The organism is Microbacterium sp. Se63.02b, assembly GCF_014171575.1.
Taxonomy (GTDB): domain Bacteria; phylum Actinomycetota; class Actinomycetes; order Actinomycetales; family Microbacteriaceae; genus Microbacterium.
The window spans coordinates 484,031-499,435 of the sequence record NZ_CP050453.1 but is presented as its reverse complement, the minus strand read 5'-3'; the positions used below and the strand labels follow the sequence as shown (position 1 = coordinate 499,435).

Below are 15,405 nucleotides of genomic sequence, written 5' to 3'. Positions count from 1 at the left end.
TTCCTTGCTCCTTCGTGAAGTTCGTGACGATGGGGGTGACGCGTGGATCGGGTGACGCGGTGGTGCAGGTTCATGCGGTGGTGCAGGTTCATGCGGTGGTGCAGGTTCATGCGGTGGTGCAGGTTCATGCGGTGGTGCGGGGTGATGCGGGGGGTCAGACCGAGATGTCGACGACTTGTCCGGACTCGAGTGCGGTGTGCACGGCCACGATCGCCGCCGTGATGAGCAGCCCGTCGTGCGCGTCCGGCACCTCGACCTCTTCGCCGCGCACGAGGCGGACGAAGTCGGAGACCATGTCGATCGGCACGCCGTGGATGCGGCCGGCACGCTCGTACACCGCCGACTGCACGAGCTGTCCGCGGTCGGCACCGTAGTCGATCACTCCATCGTCGGCGCCGTCGATGTGCACGACGTGCGCGGCGGACTGGATCTCGTAGCGGAAGTCGAAGACCGAGGGCATGGACTCGGGCAGCACCCACGAGGAGTTGAGCGCCACGTGCGAGCCGTCCGCCATGGTGAAGATGGCGTTGACGCGGTCCCAGGTGTCGATGCCGGAGTCCGAGAGCCGGTCGCGTGCGCCGACGGCATACACGGACACGGGAGTGGTGCGGCCGATCCAGCACGCCAGGTCGAGGGAGTGCGGCATGAGGAACCATGCCGGCGAGCTCTTCGCCGACCAGGAGAGCATCTCGGTCGGCACGAACACGGTGTCGTTGAGGTGGATGATCTGGGCGCTGATGCGGGGGTCGCCGTCGACGCCGAGCCGGTCGCGCACGGCGGAGTACCGCACGTTCCACCGGTTCTCGAAGCCCACCATGACACGGACGCCCGCCGCCGCGGCCTCGTCGAGGATGGCCCGAGCGTCGTCGACCTCGGTCGCCAGCGGCTTCTCGATCATGAGGTGGAGTCCGGCGCGGGCACTGAGCACGGCGGCCTCGCGATGCGCGAAGTCGGGGGTGGCGATCACCACGGCGTCGAGCTCGGGGTGGGCCGACAGCAGGTCCTCGGTGCTCGCATGACCCGGAACTCCGAGCTGGTCGACCATCGCCGCGAGCACGGCGGGGCTGCGGTCGCAGATCGCGACGAGTTCCGCATCGGGGTTCTCCTGGAGCGCGCGGGCGAACATCCCGCCTCGGATCCCTCCGCCGATGACTCCGACTCGTGCTGACCTGCTCAGATTCACTGCCTACCCCACTTCGTCATGGATCGTCCCGCGCGCCGCGAGGTATGTATGACACTAAACCATACATTCTTCCTTGTAAACTGATCCGTAGACGGAGCATCGCCGCCACCCGTCGCGACCGGAAAGGCAGGTGCCATGGCACCGTCCCGCAAATCTCAGCCCGACCTGGTGTTCTCCGACCAGTCCGCGCGTCGGCCCCTGATCACCACGAGTGCGATCGGAGCAGCCAACCGCCGTCGGGTCCTCGAGACCCTGCACCGCCTCGGCCCGTCCAGCCGCGCTCAGCTGGCGAGGTCGCTGGGCGTGAACCGGGCCACGATCGCGACGATCCTGCAGCCGCTTCTCGACTCGTCCACCCTCGTCGAGGGCGACCCCGTCGCGCCGTCCGAGGCCGGAGGCAAGCCCGCCCGTCCGCTCTGGTTCCGCGACGACGGACCATGGCTCGGAGCCGTGCATCTCTCCCCGACTTCGTCGTGGCTGCGCGGATCGCCTTCGACGGCACGATCCACGAGATGAACCGCGCCGAGTACAGCCGTGACGCCTCCGCCGAAGAGATCATCGAGCGGCTGCACGACGTGACCGACGCCTGCTTCGCGGGAGTGCAGCTGGTCGGCATCGGCGTCGCCGCGGCCGGCATGGTCGACACCAGCACGGGGAGCGTCATCTCGATGCATCTGACCCCGGGCCTCAACGGGCTCCCCGTCGTCGCGCTCCTCCAGAAGCGCTTCGGCGCGACCACGCTCGTGGACCATCACCCGCGCGTGCAGGCGCTCGGCGACCGCTGGTTCGGACTCGGCCGCGAGGTGCAGGACTTCGCCTCCGTGTACACCGGGGAGGCGCTGGGCTTCGGCATCGTGCACGGCGGCGAGGTGCTGCGCGGGGAGAACGGCGCCGGCGGAGAGTCCGGCCACACGATCGTGCAGCTGGACGGCGCCCTGTGCCGATGCGGCCGCCGCGGATGCTGGGAGACGGTCGCGACCCTCGGTTGGCTCCGCGATCGGGCAGCGGCAGCCGGACTCCGCGGTGCGGAGACCCTCGACTCCCGCGCCCTCGCCGCGTTGGCGGAGGACGGGTCGGAGGGCGCGTCCTCCCTGCTCGACCTCTACGCCAGGAACCTGGCGATCGGCATCGCGAACAACGAGCAGATCCTGGCTCCCGGCCACTACATCATGCACGGCGACGCCTGCACGGGCGGCGAGGCGATGCGGGTCGCGCTCCGGAACTGGGTCACCCGACTCGCTCCGGAGCGCGGCCGCCCCCCGACGGTCATGTTCGCCGACGACCCCGACCAGATCACTCTCCTGGGCGGGGCCGGGCTCGTGCTCTCGTCGGTCTTCAGCACGCAGGCGTGACCTGCGGCGCCGACCGCGTCAGTCCTGCGGGATCGCGATCCAGTACTGCCGCACGCGGGGAGCCCCGGCCTGCGAGGGGTCGATCACGCCTTCGAGCTCGCCCCCGGCGCCTTCGATCGTGCGGATCGAGCCGGAGTTGTCGTCGTCGCAGGTGAGCATCACCCGGTCGTAGCCTTCGGCCCTGGCGCGCCCGGAGCAGCAGGCGCAGAGCCTCACGGACGATGCCTTCACGGCGACGCGTCGGGATGACCGAGTAGCCGATGTGCCCGCCGAACCTCCGCAGGTAGTCGTTGAGCTCGCGCCGGAAGGCGATGAAGCCGACGACCTGGTCTCCCTCCGTGATCCAGAAGTGATCGCACGGGACGCGGTCGTCCGGCAGCGCGGCACCCGGGGTCGCGTACAGCTCCGCCATCGCGATGAAGGCCTCGCACGCGGCCCGATCGGGCACGACCCCCTGCTCCAGGCCCGCACCGTCGATGTGTCCTCCGTCGAACTCGGCCACGGCGGCGGCCCAGGAGTCGAAGAGGTCGATGGTCGGTCGGGTGAGGGCGATCGTCATCACCTCAGCAGACCAGATCCGGTCCCCGTGCGCAAACCGCCGGTCGCCGGACGCTACTCCGGACGCGCGGGCTCGGAGGCAGCCGCATCCGCCTTGTCGTAGCGCCCGAGGAAGAGGGATGCGATCAGGGCCACCACGATCACGGACGCGGGCAGCAGGATCGACTGCGACATGCCAGCGGCGAAACCCTCCGCGACCTGCGGGGGCAGCGCACCTCCGCCGATGCCGGCCGGGGCGTCGGAGAGACCGGGAAGGTTCGCCTCGAGCCGGGACTGCATGAAGGCGGCGATGGATGCGGAGCCGATGACCGAACCGATCGTGCGTGTGGTGTTGTAGATGCCGGCGCCCGCGCCCGCCTGACGCGGCGGCAGCTTGCGCGTGGCCGTGGTGGCGAGCGGTCCCCACATGCCGGCGTTGCCGATACCCATGAGCGCCGAAGGGAGCAGGAACATCCAGATCTCCGTCTCCATGTTGATCAGGGCCGCGTACCAGACCAGCGCACCGGCGACGCAGAGGAGGCCGGGGATGAGGATGATCCGGGGGTCGACCCGGTCCAGGATCTTTCCGGCGACCGGAGCCAGCGCGCCGGAGAGCACGGCCATCGGAATCAGGAGCAGTGCCGCCTCGGTGGGCGTGAGGCCGCGTGCGCTCTGGAGGAAGAACATCATCGGCAGCGACATGCTCGTCACGGTGAAGCCGACCGCGGCGATGGCGACGTTGGCCCCGGAGAAGTTGCGGTCGCGGAACAGCGCGAGCGGCACGAGGGGCTCGCTGCGCGTGCGGGCCTGCTGCACGATGAACAGGGCGAGCACCACGAGCCCCGTGATGATCAGACTCCACACGGAGATGGGCCCCCAGATCACGCCCCAGTCGAACTTCTCGCCCTCCTGGAGTCCGAACACGATCAGGAACAGGGCCACGGCGCTCAGCACGACGCCGACGATGTCGAAGCGGTGCGGATGGGTCGCGAGCTTCGGGACCAGTCGCCATGCGAGCACGAACGCGACGATGCCGACGGGGATGTTCACGAAGAAGATCCACTCCCAGCCGAACCCGTCCACCAGCAGACCACCCACGAGGGGCCCGACCAGGGTGGCGACACCGGCGGTCGCACCCCACAGGCCCATCGCGGCGCCTCGGCGCTCGGGCGGGAAGGTGCGGGTGATCACGGCCATCGTCTGCGGGGTCATGAACGCTGCACCGAGCCCCTGCACCGCACGGGCGGCGATGAGCATCTCGAGCGACTCCGACAGGCCGCACCACAGCGAGGCGAGCGTGAACACCGCGAGCCCGATGAGGTAGATGTTCTTCGGGCCGAAGCGGTCGCCGAGTCGACCGGTGATCAACAACGGCACCGCATACGCGAGCAGGTATGCGCTCGTGACCCACACCACGTTGTCGAGGTTGTTCGTGTTCGGGTCGAGCGCGGCCTTGATGGCCGGGTTCGCGACCGAGACGATCGTGGTGTCGACGAGGATCATGAAGAAGCCGATGACCAACGCCCACAGGGCCGGCCACGGGCTCGCGGGCCTGTGACCGGCGGAGTACGTGCCGGTCGTGGTGGGGACGGAGGCCGTGGAGCCGCCGTCGCGCGCCGATTCTGTCATTGTCGTGCTGCCTTTCTTTGAGCGCGGTAGCGCTCGGAGTTCGAGAAAGCGGAGGGACCCCAGGGGATGGCGTCGGACTCGAGACGGGAGAGCAGCGAGTCGAGCCAGCGCAGTTCGGCGTCGAGCATCGCTTCCTGTCGTTCGATCTCGACGAGCACCTGCGGGGGGACGCCCTTCGCCACGGCCGTGGAGAAGCCGTCGCGGTGCAGGACGTGCGATTCGGCGAGAGCGTGACGGCGTTCACGCAGGAGCGGGATCACCTCGTCGCGTTCGAGGTTGTGCGCCCGGCGAGCGCGATGCGGGCATCGGTGTCGCGGTCGATGCGAGGCAGCGCACGGCGCACCCAGGCGACGACCGCCTCCCGTCCGGCGGCCGTGAGCGTGTAGGTCGTGCGTTCGGGGCGGTTCCCCTCCCGATCGACGCCGACCTCTTCCAGCAGTCCGGCTTTCTGGAGCCGCGCGACCGTGTGGTACAGCGTGCCGTTCGTGACGGCGAGCAGACGGTCGTCGTGGCGCGCGCGGAGCAGCCGCACCATCTCATAGGGGTGCATGTCGCCCTCGCGCAGCAGCGCGAGCACCATCACCCCCAGCGGGGTGAGCGTGTCGACGGCGTCCTTCTTCATGATCCCTCTCAAATAGTCCACATGGACTATACAGCCATCGGGCGGGATCGCGCACAGGACTCCGGGATAATGGGCGGGTGAGCACCCCTTCAGAAGGCACGGCACAGAGCATCCCCGGTTGGCGGCACATCTACTCGGGCAAGGTCCGCGACCTGTACGCCTCGGAAGACCCGGAGGACACGCGCATCCTCGTCGTGGCATCCGACCGGGTCAGCGCGTTCGACTTCGTGCTCTCCCCCGGCATCACCGACAAGGGTGCGCTGCTGACGCGATTGAGTCGCTGGTGGTTCGCACAGCTCTCCGACTTCCCCGACCACATCGCCGAGGGTGAGCTTCCCGAGGCCGTCGCCGACCGCGCGATGCTCGCGCAGTCGCTCGAGATGCTGCCGATCGAATGCGTCGTGCGCGGCTACATCACGGGGTCCGGCTGGGCCGAGTATCAGGAGAGCGGCACGGTGTGCGGCATCCCGCTGCCCGCCGGTCTGCACAACGGCGACCGACTGCCCGAGCCGCTGTTCACCCCGGCGTACAAGGCGCCGATGGGCGAGCACGACGAGAACATCACGTTCGAGCGCGTCGTCGAGCTGGTCGGTGCGGACCGCGCGGCCGAGCTTCGCGACACCTCACTCGCGATCTACGCCCGGGCCGCCGCGATCGCCGAGGAGAAGGGCCTGATCCTCGCCGACACCAAGTTCGAGTTCGGGACGGATGCCGACGGCACGCTGCGACTGGCCGACGAGGTGCTCACGAGCGACTCCTCCCGGTACTGGGACGCCCAAGCCTGGCGCACCGGCACCACCCCGAGCGAGCGCATGGCGAGCTTCGACAAGCAGATCGTGCGCGACTGGCTCGCCGCGAACTGGGACAAGCAGGGCGAGCCGCCCGCACTTCCCGACGAGGTGGTCGAGCGCACCGCCGACCGCTACCGCGAGCTGATCGACCGCCTGGGGGCCTGAGCCGTCAGGCGGACTCCATCCGTCGCACGTCGGTGTGCACGAAATCGTCGCCCTTGAACAGCAGCGGCTCGTCGCGCGTGATCGCGAGCGCATACGAGAAACAGTCGCCGTAGTTCAGGCGAGCGGGGCTCCCCGATCCGCGGCCGTAACGCGCATAGGCGTTTCCCGCCAGGCGCGCCTGTGCCTCGTCGACCGGAAGCACCGCCACGGCAGCGGAGCGCAGCAAGACATCGAGTTCACGCACCATCCCCTCTCCGGCCTTGCCATGGAGGACGATCATGCACTCGGTGAGCGACGCTGCCGAGATCATGGGATCTTCCGTCGCGAGGCGGAAGGAGAACTCCGCTGCCTCCGCCTCCTCCATCAAGATCGCGACCAGAGCCGACGAATCGACGATCACCGGGGCATCCCCGCCTCGTCGTAGAGCTCATCCATGATCTCTTCTGTGGTGCGGCCCGTCCGCGGAATGAGTCGGGCTCGCGCGACCACGGCGTCGATCGCCGCCCGCTTGCGCTCGATCTCCTCCTCTCGGCTCTGCTCCAACTCGGCGAGCCGGCGACGAACCGCATCCTCGACCGCACCCGTCTGACTCTGCCCCGTGAGGGCCGCCAACCGACGGACGAGCTCATGCGTCGTCTCGTTCTTGATGTTCAGGCTCATGTCTACCATTCTACCGCGCCTTCTACCATGGGAGACGGCGCTCAGGGAAAACTCAGGAATCGGTAGTGTTGCTCCAGCACTCCTGCCATCCCCCGAACCCTGAGGAGCCCGCATGGCCCTGTGGAAGCTGCATGGAAACGGTCGCACGGTCGAGCCCGGCGCCGTCGTCCGCCCCGATGAGCGACTGAACTGGCCGGCGACGATCGCGATCGGCCTCCAGCACGTGGTCGCCATGTTCGGCGCGACCTTCCTCGTCCCGATCATCACCGGATTCCCGGTCGCCACGACGCTGCTCTTCAGCGGTGTCGGCACGATCCTGTTCCTGCTCGTCACGCGCAACAAGCTGCCCAGCTACCTGGGCTCGTCGTTCGCGTTCATCGCGCCCGTCACGGCCGCGACCGCCTCCGCGAACATGGGCACCGCCCTCGCCGGCATCGTCGCGGTCGGTGTGCTGCTGGCGATCATCGGCGTCGTGGTGCACACGGTCGGGGTCAAGTGGGTCGACCGCTTCCTGCCGCCGGTGCTCGCCGGCACGATCGTCGCCCTCATCGGGTTCAACCTCGCAGGGGCCGCGCACAACAACTACGCCGCAGCCCCCGTGACCGCGACGTTCACCCTCGCGATCACTATCCTCTTCGCGGTCGTGTTCCGCGGCTTCCTCGGCCGCATCTCGATCTTCCTCGGCGTGATCGCGGGCTACATCTTCGCGGCCTTCCGCGGCGAACTGAACTTCGAGGCCGTCGAGAAGGCCGACTGGGTCGGCCTGCCCACCTTCCACCTCCCGAACTTCACCGAGCCGGGCACGCTGACGGCTCTCGCGATGTTCCTCCCGGTGGTGCTGGTGCTGATCGCGGAGAACGTGGGCCACGTCCGCGGCGTCGCGACCATGACGGGTGACGCGACCGTGAACGAGCAGACCGGCAAGGCGCTGATCGCCGACGGCGTGTCGACGACCCTGGCCGGTTTCTTCGGCGGGTCGGGCACCACGACCTACGGCGAGAACATCGGTGTGATGGCTTCCACGCGCGTCTACTCCACCGCCGCATACTGGGTCGCCGGTGCGGCCGCGATCCTGCTCAGCCTGTCGCCCAAGTTCGGCGAGGTCATCAACTCGGTGCCCGCCGGCGTGCTCGGCGGCGTGACGACCGCCCTGTACGGCCTGATCGGCGTCATCGGCATCAAGATCTGGGTCGACAACCGCGTCGACTTCTCGCGCCCGGTCAACCAGTACACGGCAGCCGTGGCCCTGATCATGGCCGTCGGCGGGTTCATGATCAAGGACGAGGCATCCGGCTTCGAGCTCGGCGGCATCGTCATCGCCACGGTCGCGGCGATCCTCATCTACCACCTGGGCAACCTCATCGCCCGGCTGCGCAAGACCGGCGCCGACGACCCGAAGCCCCTCGAGGCCGTCGGCCCGCTCGGCGGCGACCCCGCGTAGGCAGGACAGCGCACGCACGAGACCCCGGCCGCCTCTCACGAGGCAACCGGGGTCTTCGCGTTTCGCGGCAGCGTCTCAGGAGATGACCGCGAGCACCCCGTCCGCGGCGACCATCGCCGAGAGTTCGGCACGCTGCGACAGGGTGCCTCCGCGGTGCGCGGGCACCGTGGTCTCCATCTTCATCGCGTCGAGGACGGCGACCGGGTCGCCCTCCGCCACCTCGGCGCCGTCGTCGACGAGCCACCGCACGAGCGTTCCCGGCACCGGCGAGCGCAGTTCCGTCGGATCGGCGACGGATGCCACCGCCGCGGAATCCGCCGGACGCCCGAGACCGGCGAGGAGAGCCGAGGGCAGACCGAGCATCACGCGTCGCCCGTCGATCTCGACGGGGAACCGCTGCAACCCGGCATCCGCCACGGCTGCCGACCGCGGCTGCATCTCGAGCTTCGGCAGCAGGGCGCTCTCGATCCACTGCGTGTGCACCGCGAAGGTCTCGGTGGCGAACGCCGGGTCGTCGAGCGCCCGCAGGTCGAACGGGATGACGGTCGCCGGGCCCTCCACCACGAGTTCCCGCAGCGCGCGTCTCGCACGCACCAGGGCGGCGTCACGCGTCTCCGCGAGCACGATCAGTTTGGCCATCATCGAGTCGAAGGCCGGCTCGACGACGTCTCCCTCATCGATGCCGCTGTCCCAGCGCACACCGGGACCCCCGGGTATCCGGAGCTTCTCGACTCGACCGGGGCTGGGCAGGAAACCGCGGCCGGGGTCCTCGGCGTTGATGCGGAACTCGAAGGCGTGCCCCTGCGGTTCGGGCGTCTCGGTGAAAGACGGTCCCTCGCCGAATGCGATCCGGAACTGCTCGCGCACCAGATCCGCCCCTGTCACCGCCTCGGTCACCGGATGCTCGACCTGGAGCCGCGTGTTCACCTCGAGGAACGAGATCGTGCCGTCCGCCGCGAGCAGGAACTCCACCGTCCCCGCACCCCGATACTCGACCGCGCCGCAGATCGACCGTGCCGCCTCGTGGAACCGTGCCCGCTGCTCGGGTGAGAGTCCAGGGGCTGGGGCCTCCTCGATGAGCTTCTGGTTGCGCCGCTGCATCGAACAGTCACGGTCGCCGACGACCACGACACCGCCGCGACCGTCGCCGAGCACCTGCACCTCGATATGCCGTGGGCTCTCGAGGAAGCGCTCGACGAAGCACTCCCCGCGGCCGAACGCCGCGATGGCCTCACGCGTCGCGGCATCGAAGGCCTCGGCGACCTCCGACAGCTCGCGTACGACCTTCAACCCGCGGCCGCCCCCGCCGAACGCGGCCTTGATCGCGATCGGGAGTCCGTGCTGCTCGGCGAAGGCGACGGCTTCCTCCGGGCCGGCGAGCGGCTCGTCGGTCCCCGCGGCGAGCGGAGCCCCGACCTGCTGCGCGATGCGTCGCGCCGTCATCTTGTCGCCGAGCGCGTCGATGCTGTCGGGCGTCGGTCCGATCCAGACCAGTCCAGCGCCCTCCACCGCCCGCGCGAACGCCGCACTCTCGGAGAGGAACCCGTACCCCGGGTGCACGGCGTCTGCTCCGGACTCGCGCGCGGCGGCGAGCAGCGCGTCGATCGACAGGTACGTCGTCGCCGCGGTATCGCCGCCGAGACCCACGGCCTCGTCGGCCAGACGCACGTGCAGGGCATCGACATCCTGGTCCGCGTACACCGCGACCGAGGTGTACCCGGCCTCGGCACAGGCGCGGACGACGCGCACGGCGATCTCTCCGCGGTTCGCGATCAGCACCTTTGTCATGAGGTCTCCTTGACGATGAAGCGGACGCGCACGCCCGGTGCCAGCTGGCCCGCGAGATCGAGGCTGCTGTCGGTGAGGGCGCCGATGATCGGATAGCCGCCGGTGAGAGGGTGGTCGGGCAGGAACAGCACGGGCTGCCCGTCGGGCGGCACCTGGATCGCACCGGTGACCGCGCCCTCGCTGGGCAGCTCGCCCCCGGTGGAGCGCTCGAGGGGCACCTCTCTTCGAGGCGGATTCCGACGCGATCGGAGCGGGGTGTGACGGTCCAGTCCTGACCGGTGAGAGTCGCCAGCGCCGCCGGTGTGAACCAGTCGTCGCGCGGGCCGAGGGTGATCTCCAGGTCGACGACGTCGCCGGGTTCCGGGAGCTCTCGCCCCGGGGCATCGAGCTCGACCGGGTGTGCGGCGGCATCGCCGATCGGGACCAGGTCGCCCGCCGCCAGGGGCATCGGCCCGAGTCCTGCAAGCGTGTCCGCGGCGCGGCTGCCGAGCGCCGGCGTCGTATCGACCCCGCCGCGGACCGCGATGACATAGCGCAGCCCGCGTTCAGGGTGGCCGAGGGTCAGCTCGTCACCGTCGACCGTGGCGAACGGCTCTCCGTGCGTGACGTCGCGCACGGCGCCATCAGCTTCGGTCAGTGTGATCGTGCCGAGTGCCCCGGCGACAGCGGCGACACCGGGGCCGTGGAACCGCAGCACCGCTCCCCCGACGCTCTCCAACACGGCGGCCTCGGTCGTGTTGCCCACGGCACGGTTGGCGTCGCGCATCGCGCGGCGGTCGGCGGCCCCGGACGCCGAGACTCCGAGCGCCGCATAACCGGGGCGCCCGGCATCCTGCACCAGCAGCTGCAGCGAGGGGCGGACGATCTCGACGGCGGGGTTCGCGCCAAGGCCGCGAACATCCGCATCGGCAGGTCGCGCGGCCGCACGCAGTGCCTCGTCGCTGCCTCCGTCTCCGCCGAGTCGAGCGCTCGCCCTGACGTGTTCGAACCGCACGGTCGTCCCGGGTGACAGCAACGCGGGAGGAGTGCGGTCGATGTCCCACATCACGGCGTCCGTGCGGCCGATGAGCTGCCAGCCACCCGGACTCTCCCGCGGGTACACCCCGGTGAACTGCCCTGCCAGCGCGACCGAGCCGGCGGGCACACGGGTGCGCGGCGATGCTCGGCGCGGCACGTCGAAGAGCGGGTCGCTGCTCACCACGTAGCCGAACCCGGGGGCGAAGCCCGAGAACGCGACCCTCCAGTCGGCGGCGAGGTGGCGGTGCACCAGCTCCCCGTCGAGACGCCGAGCAGAGAAGCCGCCTCGTCGAGGTCTTCCCCGTCGTAGCTCACGGGCACAGTGGCCTCTCCGGTCTCCGGCAGGTGATCCGCGTCGACCCGTGTCGATGACAGCACCGCCGCGAGCTCTCGCGCCGACACGCGCAGGGGATCGAAGCGCACCAGTACCGTCCTGGCTCCGGGGATGCGCTCGACGATGCCAGGCACGTCCTCCCAGGCGAGGTTCAGCCGCATGGCCTCGTCGAGGTCTGACGCCTCGACGAGCAGGGCCCGATCGGATGCCGTGAGGATGCGCATCAGACGATGTACTCCGCATCCGGGACGTCGGTGATGAACATGTACCCCGGGGCGTGTGTGATGGCGAACGGCGGCTTCGAGGCCATGATCGCGGCCTGGGGCGTGACACCGCACGCCCAGAACACCGGCACCTCGCCCTCGCGCACCTCGGGGGCGTCTCCGAAGTCGGGGTGCGCCAGGTCGACGATGCCGAGCGACGCGGGGTCGCCGATGTGGACGGGAGCGCCGTGCACCGCGGGAGTGCGTCCCGAGATCTGCACGGCATCGGCCACCCGATCCGCGGCGATCGGACGCATCGACACGACCATCTCACCGCTCAGGCGCCCCGCCGGGACGCACGCGACCGCCGTGCGGTACATCGGCACGTTCCGTTCGAGCTCCTGGTGGCGGATCGGGATCCCCGCCTGAACGAGACCCGATTCGAACGTGAAGCTGCATCCGATGAGGAACGCGACGAGGTCGGGGTGCTCTGCCCAGACCTCCGTCGCATCGTCGACCTCCTCCGCCAGCTCGCCGTCGCGCCAGATGCGGTACCGGCCGATGTCGGTGCGGATGTCGCTGCCCGGCGCGAGCCGAGACTCCACATCGCCCTGCTCGATGACCTCGAGAACGGGGCACGGCTTGGGGTTCCGTTGCGTGAACAGCAGAGTCTCGAAGGCCCAGTCGGCCGGCACGGCGATGAGGTTCGCCTGGGTCAGCCCCACGGCGACTCCGCTGGTCGGCTCGGCGCGCCCCGCCCTGATGGCGGCACGGGCGGCGCGGGCGTCGGCGAGTTGCTCGGCGGTGGCGAGAACGGTCATCGCGCGCCCGCGAACGGCGCGATGGTGATGCCCGCATCCTGCAGCATCCGCCTGGTCTCCGCAGCCATGGCGACCGAACCAGGGCTGTCGCCGTGCACGCAGATCGACTGCGCGACCACGGGCACGTCGGAGCCGTCGATCGCCCGGATCACGCCGTCGGACGCGAGACGCACCATGCGCTCCGCGACCTCGGAGGGGTCGTGCAGCACGGAGCCGGCCTCGGTGCGCGAGACGAGCTGACCATCCGGCTGATATGCCCGATCCGCGAAGGCCTCTGCCGCGATGGCGAGACCGGCACGCTCGGCGACGTCGAGCACGACGCCGCCCGCGAGGCCGAGCAGGACCAGACTCGGGTCGATCGCGCGGATCGCCGCCACGACGTCCTTCGACTGCCGCTCGTCGCGGGCGATCGTGTTGTACAGCGCGCCGTGCGGCTTGACGTACGAGACCCGTCCGCCGACCGCGGAGGCGAGGCCCAGCAGAGCGCCGAGCTGATACTCGACATGCGCTTGAAGGGTGGCCGAGTCGATGTCGACCTTCGTGCGCCCGAAGTTCTCGTAGTCGCGGTAGCCCGGGTGCGCGCCGATCACGACGCCGCCCTGCACGGCCGCCGCGAGCGTCTCGCGGATGCCCTCGGGGCTGCCCGCATGGAACCCGCACGACACGTTCGCACTCGTGACGATGCGCAGCATGCTCTCATCGTCGCTGACGATCCGATCGGCGACGTTCTCGCCGAGGTCCGAGTTCAGGTCGATGGATGTCATGCGATCACGCTCCGATTCCGAGGAAGGCGAAGATGGGGCCGACCGAGACGATACCCATGTACCAGGTGAGCAGCGTCACGAGCGTACCCGCCACGAGCAGCCACATCGGGTACTTCTTCGTGCCGAGCAGGTCGCGGCGGAACCAGCCGATGTACATGAACACCGTGAGACCGATCGGCAGGATGAGTCCGTTGAAACCGCCGACGAAGACGAGGATGGCGGCCGGCGCCGTGCCGATGGAGAGGTACACGATGAGCGAGACGACGATGAAGGCGACGGTCGCCAGCTGCAGCGCCCAGCCTCCCTTGAGCTTCGCGGTGAAGGTCGAGAGGAACGTGGCCGAGGTGTACGCCGCACCGATGACCGAGCTGATCGCCGCGGCCCAGAAGATGGCGCCGAAGATGCGCAATCCGGCGTCGCCGAGCACCGCGCCGAACGCCTGACCAGCGGGGTTCGCCGCCTGGCTCGACAGGTCGAGCGCGACCCCGGAGGCGACGACGCCGAGGATGGCGAGGAACAGCACGTAACGCATGATTCCGGTGACGAGGATGCCGTTGGCGGCGGCGCGCATCACGGGACCGGCGTGCGCGGGGCCGGTGTGGCCGGAGTCGAGGTAGCGGTGTGCGCCGGAGTAGGTGATGTACCCGCCGACGGTGCCGCCGACGATCGTGGTGATCGTGGCGAAGTTCAGCTCGTCGGGCAGGAAGGTCTGCCGCAGCGCCTCGCCGATCGGGGGCTGGGAGACGAAGGCGACGATCAGGGTCATCACGATCATCCCGATGCCCAGGACGATGAGGACGATGTCCATCACCCGGCCGGCCTTCTTGATCAGGAAGATGATGATCGCGAGGCCGGCGGTGAGGACGCCACCGACCTTGGGGTCGATGCCGAGCAGGGCGTTGAGCCCCAGCCCGCCTCCGGCGATGTTGCCGATGTTGAAGGCGAGACCGCCGATCACGACGAGGACGGCGATCACGTGCCCGGAGAAGGGGATGGCGCTGTTGGCGAGCTCGCCCGCACGCTTTCCCGAGGAGGTGATCATGCGCCACACGTTCAGCTGCACCGCGATGTCGATCAGGATCGAGACGAGGATGGCGAACGCGAACGCGGCGCCCATCTGCGCGGTGAAGGTGGCGGTCTGCGTGATGAAGCCGGGGCCGATGGCGCTGGTGGCCATGAGGAAGATCGCGCCGATGACGGCGCTGCGGCCCGCGCGCTTCTTCGCGGTGGCAAGGCGGGTCTCGTCTTCGGGGGACAAGGATGCGGGGGACTGATCGGACATGTGCGGGGGATTCCCATCGTCGTTGGTGGGTGTCGATAGACACTCAGTGTAGAACGTATTAGAGAGGATTGTTCAACAATCATGTTTCGATCGTGCTACGGCGTGGTTGCGTTTCTGTGATCCTCGCCGCCCCGGGCACCTACGATGAAGGCATGAACCAGCAGGGCATGCTCGCCGACGTGCTCCGTCAGCGCATCATCGACGGCGACTTCGCCCCGGGCTCCCGCCTGTCGGAGTCGACTCTCGCCGAGCAGTTCGACGTGTCGCGCAACACGCTCCGCGAAGCGTTCCGCGTCCTCGCCGAGCAGGGGCTGGTCGAGCACATCCCCCACCGAGGAGTCTCGGTGGCGTCTCCGGCCATCGCCGACGTGATCGACATCTACCGGGCGCGCCGGGTGATCGAATGCACGGCCCTTCGCGAGTCGGAGCCCGAGCACCCCGCGGTCCAGCGGATGAAGGATGCCGTGGACGCCGCCGAGGCCGCCGGCACCGGGGCAGGCCACGACGACGCGTCCGCCTGGCGCGCGGTCGGCAGCGCCAACATGGCTTTCCACGTCGCGCTCGTCGACCTGGCGGACAGCCCCCGCCTCGCGCGCACCTACCGCGACGTCGCGGCGGAGCTGCGACTGGCCTTCCTGAAGATCGACGATCCTCGCTCGCTCCACGAGCCCTTCGTCCGCAAGAACCGGGCCGTGCTCGACACCTTCCTCAACCGGGGTCCGCACGCGGGAGCCACCGAGCTCGAGAGGTATCTCGTGCAGTCCGAGCGCGTGGTCCTCGGCGCCTTCGCCCGCATGAACCTGACCTGAGGCGCCG

General features: G+C 69.4%; 18 protein-coding genes and 1 pseudogene. 5 read left to right on the top strand and 14 right to left on the bottom strand.

The features are described 5' to 3' along the window. Positions 1 to 154: 154 nt before the first annotated feature. Entirely contained in the window at positions 155 to 1,183 is a 1,029-nt protein-coding gene (locus tag G4G29_RS02505; protein WP_274601210.1) for a Gfo/Idh/MocA family oxidoreductase, read from the bottom strand. 135 nt (positions 1,184 to 1,318) lie between these two features. Here G4G29_RS02505 and G4G29_RS20475 point away from each other — a divergent pair, with 135 nt between their 5' ends. Together G4G29_RS20475 and G4G29_RS02500 are read left to right on the top strand one after the other, a co-directional pair. Further along, entirely contained in the window at positions 1,319 to 1,699 is a 381-nt protein-coding gene (locus G4G29_RS20475; protein WP_202045523.1) for a hypothetical protein, read from the top strand. Continuing rightward, entirely contained in the window at positions 1,657 to 2,535 is an 879-nt protein-coding gene (locus tag G4G29_RS02500) for an ROK family protein (RefSeq protein WP_202045520.1), read from the top strand. Before G4G29_RS20475 ends, G4G29_RS02500 begins: the two co-directional genes overlap by 43 nt. Here the strand turns inward: G4G29_RS02500 and G4G29_RS02495 are convergent. Genes G4G29_RS02495 through G4G29_RS21095 form a run of 4 tightly spaced genes read right to left on the bottom strand, consistent with a single transcriptional unit; the run spans position 2,519 to position 5,323 of the window. Further along, the gene (locus G4G29_RS02495) at positions 2,519 to 3,094 is read right to left on the bottom strand and encodes a GNAT family N-acetyltransferase (RefSeq protein ID WP_244632338.1); all 576 of its coding nucleotides are present in this window, start codon (positions 3,092 to 3,094) and stop codon (positions 2,519 to 2,521) included. The genes G4G29_RS02500 and G4G29_RS02495 overlap by 17 nt on opposite strands. A gap of 53 nt (positions 3,095 to 3,147) precedes the next feature. Further along, entirely contained in the window at positions 3,148 to 4,701 is a 1,554-nt protein-coding gene (locus G4G29_RS02490) for a DHA2 family efflux MFS transporter permease subunit (protein WP_183151736.1), read from the bottom strand. Beyond that, complete coding sequence (locus G4G29_RS21100; protein WP_244632337.1) at positions 4,698 to 4,961, bottom strand: hypothetical protein; 264 nt, start codon at positions 4,959 to 4,961, stop codon at positions 4,698 to 4,700. Before G4G29_RS21100 ends, G4G29_RS02490 begins: the two co-directional genes overlap by 4 nt. Continuing rightward, on the bottom strand, positions 4,958 to 5,323 hold the full coding sequence (locus G4G29_RS21095; RefSeq protein WP_244632336.1) for a PadR family transcriptional regulator: 366 nt from the start codon (positions 5,321 to 5,323) through the stop codon (positions 4,958 to 4,960). Before G4G29_RS21095 ends, G4G29_RS21100 begins: the two co-directional genes overlap by 4 nt. A 77-nt stretch (positions 5,324 to 5,400) precedes the next feature. Here G4G29_RS21095 and G4G29_RS02480 point away from each other — a divergent pair, with 77 nt between their 5' ends. Beyond that, complete coding sequence (locus G4G29_RS02480; RefSeq protein WP_183151735.1) at positions 5,401 to 6,279, top strand: phosphoribosylaminoimidazolesuccinocarboxamide synthase; 879 nt, start codon at positions 5,401 to 5,403, stop codon at positions 6,277 to 6,279. A 4-nt stretch (positions 6,280 to 6,283) separates the two neighbouring features. Here the strand turns inward: G4G29_RS02480 and G4G29_RS02475 are convergent, their stop codons facing one another. Both G4G29_RS02475 and G4G29_RS02470 read right to left on the bottom strand, forming a co-directional pair. Next, positions 6,284 to 6,679 carry a type II toxin-antitoxin system VapC family toxin gene (locus tag G4G29_RS02475; RefSeq protein WP_183151734.1) on the bottom strand — a complete coding sequence of 132 codons (396 nt, stop codon included), beginning with the start codon at positions 6,677 to 6,679 and terminating at the stop codon, positions 6,284 to 6,286. Next, positions 6,676 to 6,939, bottom strand: coding sequence for a type II toxin-antitoxin system VapB family antitoxin (locus G4G29_RS02470; RefSeq protein ID WP_183151733.1), 264 nt, complete (start codon positions 6,937 to 6,939; stop codon positions 6,676 to 6,678). The genes G4G29_RS02475 and G4G29_RS02470 overlap by 4 nt, the downstream gene beginning before the upstream one ends. Before the next feature lie 112 nt (positions 6,940 to 7,051). Between G4G29_RS02470 and G4G29_RS02465 the strand changes: the two genes are divergently transcribed. After that, the gene (locus tag G4G29_RS02465) at positions 7,052 to 8,380 is read left to right on the top strand and encodes a solute carrier family 23 protein (RefSeq protein WP_183151732.1); all 1,329 of its coding nucleotides are present in this window, start codon (positions 7,052 to 7,054) and stop codon (positions 8,378 to 8,380) included. Between the two features lie 75 nt (positions 8,381 to 8,455). Here G4G29_RS02465 and G4G29_RS02460 read toward each other — a convergent pair whose 3' ends face one another. The 7 genes and pseudogenes from G4G29_RS02460 to G4G29_RS02440 form a co-directional block, all read right to left on the bottom strand. Then, a complete protein-coding gene (locus tag G4G29_RS02460; RefSeq protein ID WP_183151731.1) occupies positions 8,456 to 10,168 on the bottom strand; it encodes a biotin carboxylase N-terminal domain-containing protein in 1,713 nt (570 codons plus the stop codon). Continuing rightward, positions 10,165 to 10,386 (bottom strand): hypothetical protein, encoded by a 222-nt coding sequence (locus tag G4G29_RS23295; RefSeq protein ID WP_274601209.1) that lies wholly within the window; start codon positions 10,384 to 10,386, stop codon positions 10,165 to 10,167. The genes G4G29_RS02460 and G4G29_RS23295 overlap by 4 nt, the downstream gene beginning before the upstream one ends. Positions 10,387 to 10,448: 62 nt before the next feature. Next, positions 10,449 to 11,435 (bottom strand): annotated as a pseudogene (locus tag G4G29_RS23290) (carboxyltransferase domain-containing protein); the annotation flags it as partial. Then, positions 11,363 to 11,743: a carboxyltransferase domain-containing protein gene (locus tag G4G29_RS23285; protein WP_258567029.1), complete on the bottom strand. Its 381-nt coding sequence runs from the start codon at positions 11,741 to 11,743 to the stop codon at positions 11,363 to 11,365. The pseudogene G4G29_RS23290 and the gene G4G29_RS23285, both read right to left, overlap by 73 nt. After that, positions 11,743 to 12,543, bottom strand: a complete 801-nt coding sequence (locus tag G4G29_RS02450) for a putative hydro-lyase (protein ID WP_183151730.1) — start codon at positions 12,541 to 12,543, stop codon at positions 11,743 to 11,745. The genes G4G29_RS23285 and G4G29_RS02450 overlap by 1 nt, the downstream gene beginning before the upstream one ends. Next, entirely contained in the window at positions 12,540 to 13,307 is a 768-nt protein-coding gene (locus G4G29_RS02445) for a 5-oxoprolinase subunit PxpA (RefSeq protein WP_183151729.1), read from the bottom strand. Before G4G29_RS02445 ends, G4G29_RS02450 begins: the two co-directional genes overlap by 4 nt. 4 nt (positions 13,308 to 13,311) lie before the next feature. After that, complete coding sequence (locus tag G4G29_RS02440; protein WP_183151728.1) at positions 13,312 to 14,589, bottom strand: NRAMP family divalent metal transporter; 1,278 nt, start codon at positions 14,587 to 14,589, stop codon at positions 13,312 to 13,314. Positions 14,590 to 14,741: 152 nt separating this feature from the next. On the opposite strand from G4G29_RS02440, the gene G4G29_RS02435 reads away from it, so the two are divergent. After that, positions 14,742 to 15,398, top strand: coding sequence for a GntR family transcriptional regulator (locus G4G29_RS02435; RefSeq protein ID WP_183151727.1), 657 nt, complete (start codon positions 14,742 to 14,744; stop codon positions 15,396 to 15,398). Positions 15,399 to 15,405: the final 7 nt, after the last annotated feature.

Coding starts and splice junctions, on each gene's coding strand:
- G4G29_RS20475 (WP_202045523.1), top strand. CDS start 1,319: ATGGCACCGTCCCGCAAATCTCAGCCCGACCTGGTGTTCTCCGACCAG.
- G4G29_RS02495 (WP_244632338.1), bottom strand. CDS start 3,094: ATGACGATCGCCCTCACCCGACCGACCATCGACCTCTTCGACTCCTGG.
- G4G29_RS02490 (WP_183151736.1), bottom strand. CDS start 4,701: ATGACAGAATCGGCGCGCGACGGCGGCTCCACGGCCTCCGTCCCCACC.
- G4G29_RS21095 (WP_244632336.1), bottom strand. CDS start 5,323: ATGAAGAAGGACGCCGTCGACACGCTCACCCCGCTGGGGGTGATGGTG.
- G4G29_RS02470 (WP_183151733.1), bottom strand. CDS start 6,939: ATGAGCCTGAACATCAAGAACGAGACGACGCATGAGCTCGTCCGTCGG.
- G4G29_RS02465 (WP_183151732.1), top strand. CDS start 7,052: ATGGCCCTGTGGAAGCTGCATGGAAACGGTCGCACGGTCGAGCCCGGC.
- G4G29_RS02460 (WP_183151731.1), bottom strand. CDS start 10,168: ATGACAAAGGTGCTGATCGCGAACCGCGGAGAGATCGCCGTGCGCGTC.
- G4G29_RS23285 (WP_258567029.1), bottom strand. CDS start 11,743: ATGCGCATCCTCACGGCATCCGATCGGGCCCTGCTCGTCGAGGCGTCA.
- G4G29_RS02450 (WP_183151730.1), bottom strand. CDS start 12,543: ATGACCGTTCTCGCCACCGCCGAGCAACTCGCCGACGCCCGCGCCGCC.
- G4G29_RS02445 (WP_183151729.1), bottom strand. CDS start 13,307: ATGACATCCATCGACCTGAACTCGGACCTCGGCGAGAACGTCGCCGAT.
- G4G29_RS02440 (WP_183151728.1), bottom strand. CDS start 14,589: ATGTCCGATCAGTCCCCCGCATCCTTGTCCCCCGAAGACGAGACCCGC.
- G4G29_RS02435 (WP_183151727.1), top strand. CDS start 14,742: ATGAACCAGCAGGGCATGCTCGCCGACGTGCTCCGTCAGCGCATCATC.